This window comes from Streptomyces galbus, assembly GCF_005280195.1.
Lineage (GTDB): Bacteria > Actinomycetota > Actinomycetes > Streptomycetales > Streptomycetaceae > Streptomyces > Streptomyces galbus.
The window spans coordinates 23,535-41,280 of sequence record NZ_SZPR01000030.1 but is presented as its reverse complement, the minus strand read 5'-3'; the positions used below and the strand labels follow the sequence as shown (position 1 = coordinate 41,280).

The 17,746-nt window shown below is 71.6% G+C and carries 14 protein-coding genes; 8 read left to right on the top strand and 6 right to left on the bottom strand.

Going from position 1 to position 17,746, the window contains the following annotated elements; translation table 11 throughout:
- Window positions 1-28: 28 nt before the first annotated feature.
- From E4U92_RS30445 to E4U92_RS30425, 5 genes are all read right to left on the bottom strand, one after another.
- A complete protein-coding gene (locus E4U92_RS30445; RefSeq protein ID WP_137303656.1) occupies window positions 29-1,030 on the bottom strand; it encodes an SIS domain-containing protein in 1,002 nt (333 codons plus the stop codon).
- Between the two features lie 85 nt (window positions 1,031-1,115).
- Window positions 1,116-1,946, bottom strand: coding sequence for an ABC transporter permease (locus tag E4U92_RS30440; protein ID WP_137303655.1), 831 nt, complete (start codon window positions 1,944-1,946; stop codon window positions 1,116-1,118).
- Complete coding sequence (locus tag E4U92_RS30435) at window positions 1,943-2,851, bottom strand: ABC transporter permease (RefSeq protein WP_229863548.1); 909 nt, start codon at window positions 2,849-2,851, stop codon at window positions 1,943-1,945. Before E4U92_RS30435 ends, E4U92_RS30440 begins: the two co-directional genes overlap by 4 nt.
- Entirely contained in the window at window positions 2,815-4,086 is a 1,272-nt protein-coding gene (locus E4U92_RS30430; RefSeq protein ID WP_137303654.1) for a polyamine ABC transporter substrate-binding protein, read from the bottom strand. Before E4U92_RS30430 ends, E4U92_RS30435 begins: the two co-directional genes overlap by 37 nt.
- A 16-nt stretch (window positions 4,087-4,102) precedes the next feature.
- Window positions 4,103-5,281, bottom strand: a complete 1,179-nt coding sequence (locus tag E4U92_RS30425) for an ABC transporter ATP-binding protein (protein ID WP_174864067.1) — start codon at window positions 5,279-5,281, stop codon at window positions 4,103-4,105.
- Window positions 5,282-5,517: 236 nt separating this feature from the next.
- On the opposite strand from E4U92_RS30425, the gene E4U92_RS30420 reads away from it, so the two are divergent.
- From E4U92_RS30420 to E4U92_RS30400, 5 genes are all read left to right on the top strand, one after another.
- Window positions 5,518-6,615 carry a LacI family DNA-binding transcriptional regulator gene (locus tag E4U92_RS30420; protein ID WP_137303653.1) on the top strand — a complete coding sequence of 366 codons (1,098 nt, stop codon included), beginning with the start codon at window positions 5,518-5,520 and terminating at the stop codon, window positions 6,613-6,615.
- Between the two features lie 190 nt (window positions 6,616-6,805).
- Window positions 6,806-8,944, top strand: a complete 2,139-nt coding sequence (locus E4U92_RS30415; protein WP_137303652.1) for a cellulose binding domain-containing protein — start codon at window positions 6,806-6,808, stop codon at window positions 8,942-8,944.
- A 242-nt stretch (window positions 8,945-9,186) separates the two neighbouring features.
- Complete coding sequence (locus E4U92_RS30410) at window positions 9,187-10,602, top strand: lectin (protein WP_137303651.1); 1,416 nt, start codon at window positions 9,187-9,189, stop codon at window positions 10,600-10,602.
- A 35-nt stretch (window positions 10,603-10,637) separates the two neighbouring features.
- Window positions 10,638-11,936, top strand: a complete 1,299-nt coding sequence (locus E4U92_RS30405) for a ThuA domain-containing protein (protein WP_137303650.1) — start codon at window positions 10,638-10,640, stop codon at window positions 11,934-11,936.
- Between the two features lie 144 nt (window positions 11,937-12,080).
- Complete coding sequence (locus E4U92_RS30400; RefSeq protein ID WP_137303649.1) at window positions 12,081-12,797, top strand: DUF1345 domain-containing protein; 717 nt, start codon at window positions 12,081-12,083, stop codon at window positions 12,795-12,797.
- A 13-nt stretch (window positions 12,798-12,810) separates the two neighbouring features.
- Here E4U92_RS30400 and E4U92_RS30395 read toward each other — a convergent pair whose 3' ends face one another.
- Window positions 12,811-13,668, bottom strand: a complete 858-nt coding sequence (locus tag E4U92_RS30395; protein ID WP_137303648.1) for a glycoside hydrolase family 16 protein — start codon at window positions 13,666-13,668, stop codon at window positions 12,811-12,813.
- A gap of 240 nt (window positions 13,669-13,908) precedes the next feature.
- Between E4U92_RS30395 and E4U92_RS30390 the strand changes: the two genes are divergently transcribed.
- The 3 genes from E4U92_RS30390 (at window position 13,909) to E4U92_RS30380 (ending at window position 17,738) form a co-directional block, all read left to right on the top strand.
- Window positions 13,909-14,547 (top strand): hypothetical protein, encoded by a 639-nt coding sequence (locus E4U92_RS30390; RefSeq protein ID WP_137303647.1) that lies wholly within the window; start codon window positions 13,909-13,911, stop codon window positions 14,545-14,547.
- A 457-nt stretch (window positions 14,548-15,004) separates the two neighbouring features.
- Window positions 15,005-15,478 carry an RICIN domain-containing protein gene (locus E4U92_RS30385; RefSeq protein ID WP_137303646.1) on the top strand — a complete coding sequence of 158 codons (474 nt, stop codon included), beginning with the start codon at window positions 15,005-15,007 and terminating at the stop codon, window positions 15,476-15,478.
- A gap of 28 nt (window positions 15,479-15,506) precedes the next feature.
- A complete protein-coding gene (locus tag E4U92_RS30380) occupies window positions 15,507-17,738 on the top strand; it encodes a glycoside hydrolase domain-containing protein (protein WP_137303645.1) in 2,232 nt (743 codons plus the stop codon).
- Window positions 17,739-17,746: the final 8 nt, after the last annotated feature.

The following is a 17,746-nucleotide window of genomic DNA, read 5'->3' as shown; positions in this document are numbered from 1 at the left end:
GGACGGAGAAGGGGGAACGGCCCGCGGGTCAGTAGTCCATGACGCGGTAGTAGCGGCGCAGGTCCAGCGAGTGGTCGCGGACCCGCTCCAGGTGCTTGCTGACCCGGTCCATCACGGTGTCCATGACCAGCGGGGAGAGCAGTCCGCGGAACTGCGCGCTGATCCCCTGAAGCGGGTAGTCGCGGGTGTCGAAGACGGTGACGTCCTTGGAGACCCGCCTGGCGAACGCCTCGGCCCGGTCGGTCAGGGCCCGCGTCTCGTCCTCCCCCTGGAAGACGATCACGCTGGTGTCCTCCTCCAGCAGCTCCAGCGAGCCGTGGAAGAACTCCGCGCTGTGCACCCGGGTGGTGCGCAGCCACTGCATCTCCTCGAGGATGCACATGGAGTACAGGTAGGTGAACCCCCACAGGTTCCCGCCGCCGATGAGGAAGTGGTAGTCGTCGTCCTTGTGGGCCTCGGCGAAGGCCGCCGCCACCGGCTCGGCCTGCCGGGCGACGTCCACCAGGACGCGGGGCAGCTCCGCGAGTTCGTCGGCCAGGCGCTCGTAGCCCTCGAACTCGCCCCGCAGGGACAGCAGCCGGCCCATGAACAGCAGCAACTGCACGTCGAACGGCCAGGCCTTGGGCGCGGAGACGAGCGCGGTGTCGACGCTTCGCGCGACGGGGGAGTCGGCGATGCCGGTGAAGCCGATGGTGTGGGCGCCGCGGGACCTGCAGTACTCGATGGCGCGCAGGCTGTCCTCGGTGGTGCCGGAGACGGAGGTGAACACGGCGGCGGTCCGCTCGCCGAGACGGGCGTCGCCGGAGGCGACCAGCTCGGCGGCGATCGCGGCCCGCACCGGCAGCGGCGAGGAGCGCCTAGCGAGGTGCTCGTAGGGCCACATCTGCGCGTACGTGCCGCCGGCGCCCACCAGGAGGACGTTGTCGCAGCCCTCGTCGACGAGGCGGTCGACGAGCTTTTCGATCTGGGGGCGCAGCGTCACGAGGCTTTCCGTCTGGGCGACGAACTCGGCTTCGTTGAACTTGAGCACGGTGATGTTTCCTTAAGGGGTTGTCGCGCACCGGCCGGCGGATGCCGGAGAGCCGGTGTCCGGGGGCGCGGGGACCGCGAGCGGGTCAGACCGCGCGGCGCCGCGAGAACAGGACGTTCGCGCCGGCGATGATCAGGCCGCCCACGAAGATCAGCGTCCCCATGACGTTGACCTGCGGGGGAACGCCGGTACGGCTGGCGCTGTAGACCCACAGCGGGAAGGTGACCGTACGGCCGGCGTTGAAGCTGGTGATGACGTAGTCGTCGATCGACAGGGCGAAGCACAGCAGGGCGCCGGAGGCCACCCCGGGCAGCAGCATCGGCAGGGTGACCAGCCGGAACGCCGTCCACGGGCCCGCCCCCAGGTCACGGGCGGCCTCCTCCAGCGTCGGGTCGTGCCCCGCCATCCGCGCCCGCACGGTGATGGCGACGTAGGGGATGCAGAACGCCACGTGCGCGACGACGACCGTCCAGTAGCCGCGGGGCACGCCCAGCACGATGAACAGCGACAGCAGGGCGGCGCCCAGGGCGATCTCCGGCGCCGCGATGGCGGCGAACATCAGCAGGTCCGTCGAGCCGCGGCCGCGGAAGCGGTAGCGGCCCAGCGCCAGCCCGATCGGGGTCCCCAGCAAGGTGGCGACCACGGCGACGACCAGGGCGATGGTCAGGCTGTTGACCAGCGCGGAGGTGAGGTTGGGGATGGCGAACAGGTGCCGGTACCAGGTCAGGGTGAAGCCCTGCCAGGTGAAGTTGACCTTGCTGGCGGTGTCGTTGAAGCCGAACAGGACCATCACGGCGATCGGCAGCAGCAGCCACGCCAGCACCAGCAGCGTGTACAGCGACAGCAACGGGCGGCGGCGCGCCCGCCGGGCGGGACGGGACCGGCCGGCGGCGGGGGAGAGGGTCGGGGAGCTCATCGCGCGGCCGCCTGAAGGACCTCGTCGGTGCCCAGGGTCCGGGCGTAGGTGAACACGGCCAGCAGCAGCGCGCCCATGAGGACGAAGGACAGGGCGGCCGCGCCGGGGTAGTCGAGGTTGGTGAAGTACTCGGTCTGGATGATGTTGCCGATCATCGTGGTCGAAGGGCCGCCGAGGATCCCGGCGTTGACGTAGTCGGCGGAGGCGGGCACGAAGGTCAGCAGCACCCCGGCGAACACACCGGGCAGCGACAGCGGCAGCACCACCCGCGTGAACGTCGCCGTCCGCGAGGCGTACAGGTCGGTGGAGGCCTCGATCACCTTGGGGTCCACCCGCTCCAGCGCCACGTAGACGGGCAGCACCATGAACGGCATGAAGTTGTACGTCAGCCCCCCGATCACCGCGTACGGCGTGGCCAGCACGTGGAAGCCGTCGGAGAGCAGCCCCAGGTCCTTCAGCGGGCCCAGCAGCACGCCGTGGTCGGCGAGCACCACGTTCCAGGACTGGGTGCGGATGACGAAGGAGACGAAGAACGGCAGCAACAGCACGAAGAGGAACACCGACTTGTGCCGGCCCGCCCGGAAGGCGATCCAGTAGGCGACCGGGTAGCCGATCAGGGCGCAGCACACGGTGGCCGCGGCGCCGTAGAGCAGGGACCGCACCAACTGCACGTGGTAGGTGTGCACCACGTCCGCGTAGGTGGCGACGTGCCACGTCTGGCGGAACCCGTCGATGAAGTCGCCGGTCTGCAGCGACAGCGACACCATCACGATCACGGGGGTGATGAAGAACGCGGCCAGCCACAGCCAGCCCGGCAGGATCAGCCAGTAGGGGGCGAGCGAGGCCCCCGGACGGCGCCGCCGCCGGGTCAGGCCTGGTAGATCGGTTCGAACAGTGCGTTCCACTGCTTCTCCTCCTCCTCGTCGAGCACCCGCAGGTGGCGCAGCTTCGCTTCGTCGCTGGTCGTCGGGAAGACCAGGGGGCTGGTGCTCAGCGCGTCGAGCACGCTGCGCCGCCTGCCGGTCGCGGCGGCCGCGTCCCGCGCGACGATGCGCTGCGCGTCGGGGACGGGGCACACGAACTGCACGGTCTCGCTGATCCGCGCGGCGACCTCGGGCCGGTAGGCGTAGTCCATGTAGGTCAGGGCGTCGACGGGGTGGGCGGCCGTCGAGGGGATGCACAGGTTGTCGGTCCACAGCAGACCGCCCTCGTCGGGGATGACGAACTCCAGCTTCGAACCGCTCTGGTTGGCCTGGAAGACGTCGCCCGAGTACACCAGCGACGCGGCCAGGTCACCGCGCTGGAGCGAGGACTGGTACGTCGCCGTGGAGTAGGAGCGCACCATGCCGGCGTCGCGCTGCCTGCGCAGCCAGGCCGCCGCCTTGCGCCAGTCGGCGGGCGTGGAGGTCTCCGGGTCCACCCCGACGGCCAGCAGGGCGACGTTGCCCATCTGCACCGCGTCGTTCCACATGCCCACCCGGCCGCGCAACCTGGGGTCGAGCAGGTCCTGCCAGCTCGTGATCTTCCGGCCGACCAGGGCCGGGTCGTAGCCGATGCCGGTCATGCCGGACTGCCAGGGCACGGTGTACACGTTGCCGGGGTCGAAGGAGGAGTTCTTGAACGCCGCCCCGCCGTACCGGGCGAAGTGCGGCAGCCTGCTGTGGTCCAGCGGGGCGAGGTAGCCCAGCTGGATGTACTTGGTGAGGTAGCTGTCGCCGCCGACGACCATCAGGTCGTAGCCGATGCCCTGCCCGGAGGCGAACTCGGGCTGGATCTTGCCGAACCAGGAGGCGCTGTCGTCGATCAGCTCGCTGTAGGTCACCTCGATGCCGCTCTCGCGGGTGAAGGCGGCGAGTGTGGGGTGCCTGCTCTGGTCGGCGGGGTCGACGTCGATGTACTGCGTGTAATTGACGAAGTCCAGCTTCCCGGACCGCTTGCGGCCGGCCCAGAAGCCGCTGACCGCCCGGGCGATCTCGGCCTGGCCGGTGGGGACGTGCACCCGCGCGCCGGGCACGCTGCACGCGGCGAGCGGGGCCAGCGCGGCCGCGCCGAACGCGGCCCGCAGCAGGCCGCGCCGGGACGGGCCGGCCGGGGGCAGGGTGCGCGGCCGGGGCACGAAGGGGGTGGAGTACTGGGGCATGGTGGTCCGCCTGTCGTCAGCGCGAGGTCGGGGAGCCCGCCGCGGCGGCGGCGGCCGCCGCGGGCGCGGGTGCGGCGGACAGCAGGTAGGAGTGGTCGGTGGACCAGGACAGCCACACGCTCTCGCCGCGGGCCGGGTGGACGGTGGCGGTGCCGTCGTTGGGCTGGAAGACCGTCATCTCCGCGCCGACGGCGGTGTCCACGGTGTAACTGGTCGAGGTGCCGAGGTAGACCACCTCGCGGACGGTGCCGCGGATCCGGCTGGCCGTGCCCGGCGGGCCGGCGCACAGCGTGACCTTCTCCGGCCGCACGGTCAGTTCGACGGCCGCCCCCGCGCCCCGGGCACTGCCGCCCAGCGCCACCGTGACCTGCTGGCCCTCCCCGAGGTCGAGCACCCCCGTCTCCCCCTCCACCCGGCTCAGCCGCCCGCCGATCAGGTTGGAGGTGCCGATGAACCCGGCGACGAACGCCGTCGCGGGCCGCTCGTAGACCTCCCTGGGCGGGGCGACCTGCTCGACCAGGCCGTTGTTCATCACCGCGATCCGGTCCGACATGGTCAGCGCCTCGGCCTGGTCGTGCGTGACGTAGATGAAGGTGATGCCGACCTCGCGCTGGATCCGCTTGAGCTCCAGCTGCATCGACTGGCGCAGCTTCAGATCCAGCGCACCGAGCGGCTCGTCCAGCAGCAGCGCACGGGGACGGTTGACCAGGGCGCGGGCCAGCGCGACGCGCTGCTGCTGGCCGCCGGAGAGCTCGCGGGGCCGGCGGTCGGCCTTGTCGGCGAGCTCCACGGTGGCCAGCATCGTCGCGACCCGCTCGCGGATCTCCTCCCGGGGCACCCGTTTGCGGCACAGCCCGAACGCCACGTTGTCGGCGACGCTCAGGTGCGGGAAGAGGGCGTAGGACTGGAAGACCATGTTGATGTCGCGCCGGTTGGCCGGCACGCCGACCATGTCGCTGCCGTGCAGCAGGATCTGCCCGCGGGTCGGTTCCTCGAACCCGGCGATCATCCGCAGCGTGGTGGTCTTGCCGCAGCCGGAGGGGCCCAGCAGCGAGAAGAACTCGCCCTCCTCGATGGAGAGGCTGACGCCGCGCACGGCCGCCGCGCCCCGGGCACCGCCGAAGTCCTTGACCACGTCGACGAGGGCGATGGCCGGGCCTGCGGCCGACGGCGGCGAGAGGGTGTCGGGTGCCATCCGTGAAACCTCCGGTGTTCGGGGCGTGGGACAGGGAACGGCCGCGGGCACGGGCGGGCGTGCAGGGGCCGGTCCGGGAAAGGCAGTCGGGTGCCGCGCCGGTGAATTTTGATAACGTTACCAACGGGCTCGTACCTTACCCACCCGCAGGCGCCGCCCGTCAATGGTTGAATGGCGCCGGATTTCACCGGCCCCTTCCTCGGCGTCCGCCGAGCCGTCACTCACGAAGAGACCCCATGCCGAACGCCCCCCGCCCGCCGCGCCGCGTCACCATCCCCGACGTCGCCCGGCACGCCGGCGTGGGACAGGCCACCGCCGCCCGGGTCCTGGGCGGCTACGGCTCCTCGAGCGCGGCCACCCGCGAACGGGTGCTGGCCGCCGCCGCCGAACTGGGCTACAGCACCAACGCGGTGGCCCGCAGCATGATCAGCGGACGCACCCACACGCTGGGCGTGGTCGTCGCCGACGTCGAGAACGCCTACTTCGCGCGCGCGGTGCGCGGCGTCACCGACGTCGCGGCCAGGGCCGGCCTCCAGGTCGTCCTCGCCAACAGCGACGAGAACGGCCCGACCGAGCGGGCCGCGGTGCAGATGTTCATCGAACGGCGGGTGGACGGCCTGGTCGTGGCGCCCGCGGCGGCCGACCACGAACACCTCGACAAGGCCGTCGCCTCGGGCGTGCCGGTGGTCCTGCTGGACCGCGTGGTCAGCGGCGCCGGCCTGGACACGGTCGTGGTGGACAACCGCGGCGCCGCCCAGGCCGCGGTCGCCCGGTTCACCGACGCGGGCCACACCCGCATCGCGGTCGTCACCTCCGCGTCCCCCGACGAGAACACCGCGCGCCTCGCGCCGGGCGCCGACATCTGGACCACCACCGAACGGCTCACCGGCTACCGGCAGGCCCTGCGCGCCGCCGGCATCCCGCGCGGGGCCGAACTGATCCGGCACACCGGGTACGACCGGGCCCTGGCGCGCTCGGCCGTCCTGGAGCTGATGTGCGCCGAGCACCGGCCCACCGCGCTGTTCACCACCGACAACGTGGCCACCCTCGGCACCCTCGACGCCCTGCTCGACCTCGGCGCCCGCATCCCCGACGACGTCTCGGTCATCGGCTTCGACGACGCCGAGTGGGCCACCCTCGTGCGGCCGCGGCTGAGCGTGGTCAGCCAGCCGGTGCAGGAACTGGGCCGGCTCGCGGCGGACATCCTGATCCGCCGCATCGAGGGCTCCACGGCCCGCCCCCGCCGCCACACCCTGCGCACCGCCTACGTCCCGCGCGAGTCGACCGGCCCCGCCCCCGCGCGCGTACGGCGGCTGCGGGCACCGGGGGAGTGAGGGCGGGGCCCTCCGCCGCCCGCGCACGCACCCCGCTCGTCGGGCCCCGGCTCTTCCCCGCCCCCGCCCCCGTGCCGGCCGGGTGCGTCCCGGCTGTCCCGTCCGTTGACAGGGCATCACCCCCCTCCCATCATGGGAGCGCTCCCACCGATCCTGTGCCCTTGCCGCCGGCCCCTGAGGGGGGACCCCCATGCCCTTACCGCGCAGCCCCGGCCGATCCGGCCGCCCCGGCCGCTCCCGTTCCCGCCGTCTCGTGCGCACCGCCGCCGCCCTGGCCGCCGCGCTCGCCCTGCTGTCCCCGCTCGGCGCCGCCGGGGTCGCCTCCGCGGCGGGGGAGGAGCCCGCCGCGGACGCCGACGTCCAGGTCGACGCGCAGGCGTCGCTGGGCCGGCTCACCGACACCGCGCGCGGGGTCAACGCCGCCGTCTGGGACGCCCACATGAACGACCCCGAGGTCGCGGCCCTGATGAAGCGGGCCGGCGTGGGGGCGATGCGCTACCCGGGCGGCTCCTACGCCGACATCTACCACTGGCAGACGCACACCGCGCCCGGCGGGTACGTCGCGCCCGGCACCGGCTTCGACGCCTTCATGGGCACCGTCCGTGCCACCGGCGCCCAGCCCGTCCTGATCGCCAACTACGGCTCCGGCACGCCCGAGGAGGCGGCCGGCTGGGTCCGCTACGCCAACGTCACCAAGGGCTACGGCGCGAAGTACTGGGAGATCGGCAACGAGATCTACGGCAACGACCACTACGGCAGCGGCTGGGAGCACGACGAGCACGCCGACAAGAGCCCCCAGGAGTACGCCCGCCAGGTCCGCGCCTACGCCGCCGCGATGAAGGCCGTCGACCCGAGCGTGAAGATCGGCGCGGTCCTGACCGCGCCGGGCAACTGGCCCGACGGCGTGGTCGGCCAGGGCGATCCGGGCGACTGGAACCACACCGTGCTCTCCCAGGTCACCGACGTCATCGACTTCGTGAGCGTGCACTGGTACGCGGGCGGCTCCGACACCAGCGCCGACACCGCCCTGTCCCGCCTGACCCGGCTGCCCGGCGAACTGCGCGAGGTGCGCCGCCAGCTCGACCGGTACGCGGGCGCCGACTCCCCGCGCATCGGCATCGCCCTGACCGAGGTGAACACCAACACCGGCGGCGGCCTGCTCACCGCGCGTCCCAACGGCCTGTTCGCCGCGGACGCCTTCGCCACGGCGCTGGAGAACGGGGTGTTCACCGTCGACTGGTGGAACACCCACAACGGGCCGGGGCAGATCAGCACCGTGGACGGCGAGACGGACTACGGCGACATGGGCATGCTCTCCAGCGGAGCGTGCAGCGGCGCGGTCTGCCAGCCGCCCGCGAACACGCCGTTCCACCCGTACTTCGGCATGAAGATGACGAGCGAACTGGGCACCGCGGGCGACACCATGGTCGCCGCCGCGTCCTCCGCGCAGGACGTCTCCGCGCACGCCGTGCACCGCCGCGACGGGCGCCTGAGCGTGCTGCTCATCAACAAGAACCCGGACGCCGCACGGACCGTCGCCCTCGCCTACACGGGCTTCACCCCCTCCGCCGCGACCCCCGTCGCGCGCCGCTACGCACGCGGCGACAGCGACATCACCGATGTCACCGGCAGCGGGGCGAGCGCCTCGCGGGTCACGGTGCCGGCGTACGGGATGCTCACCCTCACGCTCAGCCCGAAGTCGGGTACGGGGCCCGGCGCTTCGGCGGCCGGCACGCCGGGCACGCCGAGGCTGGAGGCGGTCACCGACACCACGGCGCGCCTGTCCTGGACGGGTGCGCCCGGGGCCGCGCGCTACCTGGTCCAGGAGCGCGACGGTGCGCACACGTGGACGGTCGGCGAGAGCACCGGCACCTCGGTGACGCTGCGGAACCTGCCCGCGGGCAGCACGCACACCGTCGACGTGCTGGCCGCGGACGCCTCGGGCCGGCTCGCCGCGCCGTCCGACCCGCTGACGTTCACCACGGGCACCCCCTCCGACGCCGTCTGCGCGGTGACCTACCACCGCGACACGGGCTGGGGCAACGGGTTCGTGGCCACGGTGAGCGTGCGCAACCTCTCCGCCGCCCCGGTCACCGGCTGGACGCTCGACTGGGACTGGCCGGCCGACGGCCAGAGCGTGTCCTCCGGCTGGAACGCCACGTTCACCCAGACCGGCCGGCACGTGCGGGTGACCGCTCCCGAGGGCGCGGGAGCGCTGGCTGCGGACGGCGCGTCGACGGCCTCCTTCGGTTTCGTCGGCGCCAACGACGGCCCCAACCCCGACCCGACGGCCTTCCGCCTCAACGGCGCGGTGTGCTCGGGCGGTTGAGGAATCCCCGGCCCGGGAGTACGGCAGTGTGCTCCCGGACCGGGGCCCCTTTGTGTTCAAGTCCCTGCGCAGGCGCGTGCGTCGACGGCCATCTCGGCTTCATCTCTTGACGGCTTTGGCACAGACCTTTAGGTTCCAGTTCGCCACAGCTTCACGAGTGCACCCGAAGTTCACATACGTGAACCCCGGTGTCTCTGCCGACCCCCACCGATGGTCTTCCCCCGAAGGGCTGTGAACCCCCCATGCGCCCCACGCTCCCCAAGTCCCCCCTGCCCGCATCCGCCCCCGCCCGCAGGACCGCGCTGCGCGCCGTCCTCGTCACCGCCCTGCTCGCGGGATCGGCGAGCGTCCTCGCCGCGCCCCCCGCCGCGGCCGCGACCGGCGCCGTCACCGGACTCGGCGGCAAGTGTCTGGACGTGGCGGGGGCGAACTCCGCCAACGGCACGGCCGTCCAGCTCTACGACTGCAACGGCACCGCCGCCCAGCAGTGGACCGTCGGCACCGACGGCACCCTCCGCGCCCTCGGCAAGTGCCTGGACGTGACCGGCGGTTCGACCGCCAACGGAGCACGGCTGCAACTGTGGGACTGCGCGGGCAGCGCCAACCAGAAGTGGACCGTCACCGCCGCCCGCGACCTCGTCGGCCAGCAGTCCGGCAAGTGCGCCGACGTCACCGGCAACACCGCCGCCAACGGCACCCCCGTCCAGATCTGGAGCTGCACCGGCGCCGCCAACCAGAAGTGGACCGCACCGGCGGCCGGCGACGGCACACCCCCCGCCGCCGCACCGATGGCCGTCGCCCCCTACCTCTACAACGGCTGGGGCAGCCCGCCCAACCCGGTCACCCTCATGAACGCCACCGGCGTCAAGTGGTTCACCCTCGCCTTCGTCCTGAGCAACGGCACCTGCAACCCCCAGTGGGACGGCACCCGTCCGCTCACCGGCGGTGTCGACCAGCAGACCGTCACCACCGTCCGGGCCAACGGCGGCGACGTCATCCCCTCCTTCGGCGGCTACAGCGGCAACAAGCTGGAGAGCACCTGCACCAGCGCCTCCGCGCTCGCCGGCGCCTACCAGAAGGTCATCGACGCCTTGGGGCTCAAGGCCATCGACATCGACCTGGAGGCCGACGCCTACAGCAGCGCCACCGTGCAGCAGCGCACCGTCGACGCGCTCAAGACCGTCAAGGCCGCCAACCCGGGCCTGAAGGTGTACGTCACCATCGGCACCGGCCAGTCCGGGCCCGACACCAGCCTGATCAACCGGGCCGCCGCCTCCGGCCTCACCGTGGACAGCTGGACGATCATGCCGTTCGACTTCGGCGGCGCCGGCCAGAACATGGGGACGCTGACGACCCGGGCGGCCGAGGGCCTGAAGAACGCCCTGAAGAACGCCTACGGCTACAGCGACGACCAGGCCTACCGCTCCATGGGCATCTCCTCCATGAACGGCATCACCGACGACAACGAGACCGTCACCCCCGCCGACTTCCAGACCATCCTCGGCTACGCCCAGCAGCACCACCTGGCGCGCCTGACGTTCTGGTCGGCCAACCGCGACCGGCCCTGCTCCGGCGCCTACCCGAACGACGACACCTGCTCGGGCGTGGCCCAGAGCGCCTGGCAGTTCACCGGCATCTTCGCCAAGTACACCGGCTGACCTCCCGGGACCGGGACGAAAGGACCGATCGGCAGATGCACGCACCGCACCCCGCCCGACCCGCACCCGCCCGCACCACGCCGCGGATCCTCCTCCTGCTCGCGGCCCTCCTCACCCTCGCCGCCCCGCCCGCCGCCCACGCCGGCCCCGCGGCGACCCCCTTCAAGGTGCTCGGCCTGTACAGCGGCACCTGGGACGCGGCCCACATCGACTTCGAGAAGGAGGCCAACGACTGGCTGCCCCGGCAGGCGGCCGCGAACGGCTTCACCTACACCGCCAGCAACGACTGGAACCTCCTCGCGAACGGCGGCGTCAACGCCTACCAGGTCGTCCTGTTCCTCGACGACCTGCCGCAGAGCGCCGCCCAACGCGCCGGATTCGAGCAGTACATGCGCTCCGGCGGCGCCTGGATGGGCTTCCACGTCTCCGCCTTCACCACGGACGCGGCGAGCTGGCCCTGGTACCACGACCAGTTCCTGGGCAGCGGCACCTTCCGCTCCAACACCTGGGGCCCGACGGCCGCCACCCTGAAGGTCGAGGACCGCACCCACCCGTCCACCGCGGGCCTGCCCGCCACCTTCACCTCGTCGGTCAGCGAGTGGTACAGCTGGTCCAACGACCTGCGGCAGAACCCGGACATCAAGGTCCTCGCCTCGGTCGACCCCAGCAGCTTCCCGCTGGGCACCGACCCCGACCAGTCCTGGTACAGCGGCTACTACCCGATCCTGTGGACCAACACGAAGTACCGCATGCTGTACGCGAACTTCGGCCACAACGCGATGAACTACGCCACCGACACCCGCACGTCGTCCACGTTCGCCAGCGCCACCCAGAACCGCTTCCTGCTGGACGGCCTGAAGTGGCTCGGCGGCGCCGGCACCACCACCCCGCCGGACGACACGCTCTCCGAGACCTCCCCCTACTCCCTGAGGAACGTCGGCAACGGCACCTGCGTCGACGCCCGCGCCGCCGCCACCGCCAACGGCACCGCGATCCAGCAGTACACCTGCAACGGCACCCAGGCCCAGCAGTTCCGGCTCGCCGCCACCGACAGCGGATACCGGCGCATCGGCGTACGCCCGAACCCGCAGCAGGTCATCGACGTGACCGACGTGTCCGGCGCCGACAACGCCCCCCTGCAGCTGTGGACGTACACGGGCGGGCAGAACCAGCAGTGGCTCCCCGTGAAGGAGGCCGCCGGACGCTACCACTTCACCGCCCGCCACAGCGGCAAGTGCCTGACCGCCGCGGCCACCGCCGCCGACAGCGCGCAGCTCACCCAGCGCACCTGCGACGGCTCGGCCGCACAGAGCTTCACCGCGACCGCCGCCTGACCCGCCGCCCACCCCGCCGCCGGGCGCGGTGGCGGGGGAGCGCCGTCCTCGGGGTAGATGCTTCAGGTGCCAGGCGACCTGCACCGGATGACGCGGCGGGCCCTCTGGCGCTGTCAGCGGCGGCAAGGGGAAGGACCGGTCGGTATGGCACGCACGCGCGCGGAGGCGAGCACCAGGCATCCCCGGCACGAACGCAGGGGCGAGGTACGGCTGCCCGCGGTCGTCGCGACGCTCACCGCGATCGCCCTGTACCTGTTCCTGCCCGAGCAACTGCTCGTCGCCCCGCGCTACGTGCTGCCCGCCCTGGAGTGCCTGCTGCTCGTCCCGCTCATCGCGATCAACCCCAGGCGCCTGACCCGGCAGACCAAGGCGTTCCGGGTGCTGTCCCTCACCCTGGTGGGCATCATCGCCGTCAGCAACCTGGTGGCGCTGGTCATCCTGGTCCACGAGCTGGTCTACGCCGGGGTCAAGGACGGCAGGTCCTTGCTGGTGGCGGCCCTGCAGGTGTGGCTGACCAACATCATCGTCTTCGGCCTGGCCTACTGGGAGCTGGACCGCGGCGGCCCGGTCAGCCGCACCCAGGTGCCCCGCTCGGCGCTGCCGCTGGCGGACTTCCGCTTCTCCCAGGACGAGAACGACGACGCCATCCAGGAAGTGGCCGACGGCGCCAGCGGCACCTCCGACTGGGTCCCCACCCTCGTGGACTACCTCTACGTCTCCGTCACCAACTCCACGGCGTTCAGCCCGACCGACACGATGCCCCTGTCGACCCGCGCGAAGGTGCTGATGAGCATCCAGAGCGTCTCGGCCCTGTTCACCTCGCTCCTGGTGATCGCCCGCGCGGTGAGCATCCTGCACTGACCGGCCGCACGGCTCAGGCCACGCCCTCGCCGTACAGGCGCACCCAGTCCACCGTCATCGTCGCGGGGGAGGGTGTGGAGCGATCGGGAGGACCGGGCCAGTCGCCCCCGACGGCGACGTTGAGCAGGAGGTGCAGGTCCTGTTCGAAGACCCAGTCATGGGGCCGGGGCAGCTGCGACGGGGTCAGCGTGAAGTACGGCCTTGAGTCGACGGACCAGGTGATGCGGTGCGGCTGCTTGTCGACCGCGTAGACGTGGAAGGCCTGCGAGGCGTCGCCCGGCAGGGCGGTGGAGCCGCCGATCCCGTTCTCGTTGAAGTAGGTCGGTCCGTGCGCGGTCCCGTACACCGTGCGCGGCTCCGCGCCGACCACCTCGCAGATGTCGATCTCCCCCTGCCCGGGCCACTCGACGCCGTTGTCGCCGAGCATCCAGATCGCCGGCAGCAGCCCCGTGCCGGTGGGCAGCTTCGCGCGGATCTCCGCCCGTCCGCGGCTGAGCGCGACCTTCCCCTGCGTGGTGAGCCGGGCGGAGGTCCACGGGCACACCTCCTGCGTGTAGCACGGCAGGTGCGCGCCCACGGGGGCGCGCCGCGCCGCGATCAGCAGGTGCCCCGCGCCGTCGAGAGACGAGTTGGCCGCGTCGTTGGTGTAGTACTGCAGCTCGTCGTTGCCCCACCCCTCGGCTTCCCGGTTGCCGGTCTCGGTGTTCCAGGACATCTCCGACGGACGGGTACCGGCCTCCCCCGCGAACTCGGCACTCCAGAACGGTTTCTCCGCGGCGGCAGGCGTCTGTGTGTCCGCGGCCGTGCCGCATCCGCCCAGCAGCGCGCTCAGCGCCATGGCGAGGGCCAGGCGACGGAATCGGGGGTTCATCGTGCTGCTCCTGCAGGTGGGCGGGGGGCGCACCTCAGTGTGGCGCACACCCGCACGGGCACGGCCGTCAGGGTGGGAAGAGGCGCCGGCCCCCCGGGGGCGGACCGATCGGTGACATTCGGGACGGATCCGTAGCAAGCCCGCGGGCAACGCATGCGGCCGCCGACGGGTCGTACAGGGGGCGAGGGCACAAGCCCGCGCACCCGCCCGGCCAGCCGGGCACGACCGATGGGGGAGACCATGCAGATCCGCGCCCGAGGCACCCGTATCACCCGTACCGCCCTGGCCGGCGGCCTGGCCGCGCTGGCGGCCGTGGCCGGCCTCGCCGCAGCCGCCGTCCCGGCCGCGGCCGGCCAGGACCCCTCCGACACGCCCCGGTACCTGGAGCCGGCCGAGCTGCCGCCGTACCCGTCCTCGCCCTGGTACGCGGGCCCCGTCACCGCCGGGCAGCCCGACCCGCTGCCGATGTGCGTGGGCGAGGCGCTGCCGTCCATCACCTCCCACCGCGAGTACTGGACGGAGCTCGACACCAACGCCCAGCAGCTCACCGTCGAGGGGCGCAGCGAGCAGTGGTCGAAGGAGTTCGCCGCCCTGCTGCGCAAGGACCTCGCCGGCTGCGCGCGGACGCTGATGCAGCAGGACCCCAACATCACGGCGACGCAGAAGTCCTACGGCCACCTGAACGTGGAGGAGGGCGCCGACGTCTACGGCATCCACACCGCCTCCGCCCAGGGCTCCTCCGACATCAACCTGTTCTCCGTCGGCCGCGACGGCGCCGCTGTCACCATCGTGCGCTGGGGCCGGATGGGCACCTTCAAGGACGCCCAGGTGGCGGACTTCAAGACCACGACCGTCACGGCGGTGAACAAGCTGTACTGACCGCCTCGGGCAGGTCGACCCGCCGCGCAGAATATCGGCAAAGGCGGACGCCGCCGCCGTGTCCGCCGCCGCGCGGTGGCGGCGGCCACGGCGCTGGTGATCGCCGGGACGGGCGGAGCGATGGCGCCGGCGGGTGGAGGTGGCGACGACGCCGTCCGTCCCGGCGGATCCGCGCCGCCTCGGAACTCCTCTCCAGAGCACCTACTTCGTGGGCAGGACCTTCACGAGCCACTTCGGGCAGGTCGCGCAGGGCGCCCGGGACGGCAGCAAGACGCTCCCGCTCCAGCTCACGGCAGGCCACCGACAACGGCTCGAGAGTCCAGGGCGTGCACGCCGACTTCCCCCCGGACGCCGCCGCGAAGCCCCTTTCGGTCCTGGCTGAAACGTCTGGCAGCCGTGCGGCCCCGGTCCCAGTCTTGGCGTGCGAGTCCGACCACTCAGACATCCGGGGGATGACATGAAATCGCTCAAGACGGCCGCGGCGGCCCTGCTCTGCGCGGGCGCACTGGTCACCACGGCCGGCACCGCCGAAGCCGCGCAGGAATCCCAGGACGGCGCCGCCACCGTCCTGGTCGTGAACACCTTCCAGAGCCTCGGCACGCAGCGCTGTATGGACGACAGCAAGCAGTACGGGTTCCGCACGTACCCCTGCAACAGCGGCCTCTACCAGCAGTGGGACGTCCACGTCTTCAACGACGGCACCCGACGCTTCCAGAACAAGGCCACCGGACGCTGCCTCTACGACGGCCCCGCCGGGTTCAGCACCCAGTTCTGCGACAGCTCCGAGAACGTGAGCTGGTACGTCGTCCACCACCACTCCGTGCGCCTGACCTTCCGCAACCAGTACACCGACGACTGCATCGACGACAGCGACGACAGCGGATTCCGCACCACCGGCTGCAACGGCGGCATCTACCAGGACTGGGTCTGACGTCCCACCCCACGGACAAGAGGCACACATGGCCGACGAGATGGTGGAACTCGCGCAGCGGTTCATCAACTCCTACAACATCTCCGGTATCCCGAAGGTGGAGGTCAACGGGCGCACCAGCTGGACGGTGATGTACGCCCTGACCCGGGCACTCCAGTACGAGCTGGGCATCACCTCGCTCTCGGACACCTTCGGTCCCACGACACTGAGCACGCTCCAGTCCCGGTTCGGGCCGCAGATCGACGACCTGACCCGGCACGGCAACGTCTACCGGATCATCCAGTCGGGCCTGTACTGCAAGGGCTACGACGGCGGCGGCATCGACGGCACCTACAACGGCAGGACCGCGGACTCGGTCGCCGCACTCAAGTCCGACATGGGCGTGGGCGGGGCCTATCCGGGCAACGGGCTGCAGCCCAAGGTGTTCAAAGCGCTTTTGACGATGGACCCGTACGTGCGGGTGGGCAACGGCACCCAGCAGGTGCGCCAGATCCAGCAGTGGCTGAACGGGAGGTACGTCCAACGACGGGAGTTCTTCATCTGCCCGGCCGACGGGAACTTCTCCCGGGACGTGCAGAAGGCGCTGGTCTTCGCCCTCCAGTACGAGATCGGCATGAGCGACGACGTCGCCAACGGGCGTTTCGGACCCGGCACGCAGGACGGCATCAGGACCCAGGCAATGCTCGGCCTCGGCTCGGCCGACGGCGCCCGGCAGTTCGTGCACCTGTTCCAGGCGGCGATGCGGTTCAACGGCTGGGACGTGGCGTTCGACGGCGTGTACTCCGGGTCGCTGCTCAGCACCGTCGTGGACTTCCAGCGCTTCGCCCAGCTGCTGCCCACCACCGGCACCGCGGACTTCCGCACCTGGGCCTCACTGCTGGTCAGCACCGGCGACCCGAGCCGCCCCGGCACCGCGGCGGACTGCATCACCGAGATCACCCCGGCCCGCGCCCAGGCGCTGCGCGCCGCCGGATACACCACGGTGGGGCGGTACCTGACCAACGCCAACGTCACCAACCCGAGGAACAAGAAGATCCAGCCCGGTGAACTCGCCACCATCGTCGCGGGCGGCCTGTCGGTCTTCCCGATCTACCAGACCAACGGCGGCGATCCGGACTACTTCAACGCGCAGCAGGGTGCCACGGACGCCCTGGCGGCCCTGGAGGCGGCCCGAGGACACGGCTTCCGCGCCGGGACCATCCTCTACTTCTCCGTCGACTACGACGCCGTCGACGAGGAGATCACCAGCCGGGTCGTGCCGCACTTCCGCGCACTGGCGGACCGTATGGCCGCCTACGGCAGCGAGTACCGCGTCGGTGTCTACGCCCCCCGCAACATCTGCAGCCGGCTCGCCAAGGCCGGTCTGACGGTGGCCAGTTTCGTGTCGGACATGTCCACCGGCTACAGCGGCAACCTGGGTTTCCCGCTGCCGAGGGACTGGGCCTTCGACCAGATCGCGACGATCACGGTGGGCTCGGGCACCGGGTCCATCGAGATCGACAAGGACGTCGCCTCCGGACGCGACACCGGGCAGACCCAGTTCACGCCCCGGGGCCCGGACACCGCGCTGGACGTGCCCTTCGACATGAACCAACGGGGAGCCCTGGCCACGGACCTCGTCCACTACATCGTGGCCAACGGACACGACGACTGGTACCGGGACCGCACCCCCGAGGAGTGCATCGACAAAGTCCTCGCCATGGACGCGCTGATCACCGGTCTCGCCCGGTCCTTCCGGATGCGCAAGTCGCTCATGCAGGCCGTGATCTTCTGGGAGTACCAGGCCGACTTCACCGACGAGGGCGTGGACGCGCTGGTCGCTGCCTACTTCGACTGGGAGGAGGCGCATGCCGCCTGGGAGCAGAACCCCGTCGGGATACCGCCCACCCCGCCGGCCGTGATCAGGGACGACTCCAGCACAGGCGTCGCCCAGATCTTCGGCAGGACCGCGATCAAGGCCCGTAACCACTGCATCCGCGCGGACGTGATCGCGGGCACGATCCAGGACATGGAGGACTGGCGGGCGCGCCGGGCGGTCTGGGACCGGCTGCGCAACGACGACGACTACAACGTGAGCACCGTCCCGCTGATCCACATCGAATCCGCTGCCCTCAAGGGCATCACCACCGACCGGCTGCGCTACTCCGACGAGGAGATCGTCGCGGTGCTCACCCTGTACAACGGCGCCGGCGAATACGGCCGCCGGGCACGCGACCTCTACGCCATATTCGAGCACTACAACGCGGCCCTGCGCGGCTGAGAGGGGAC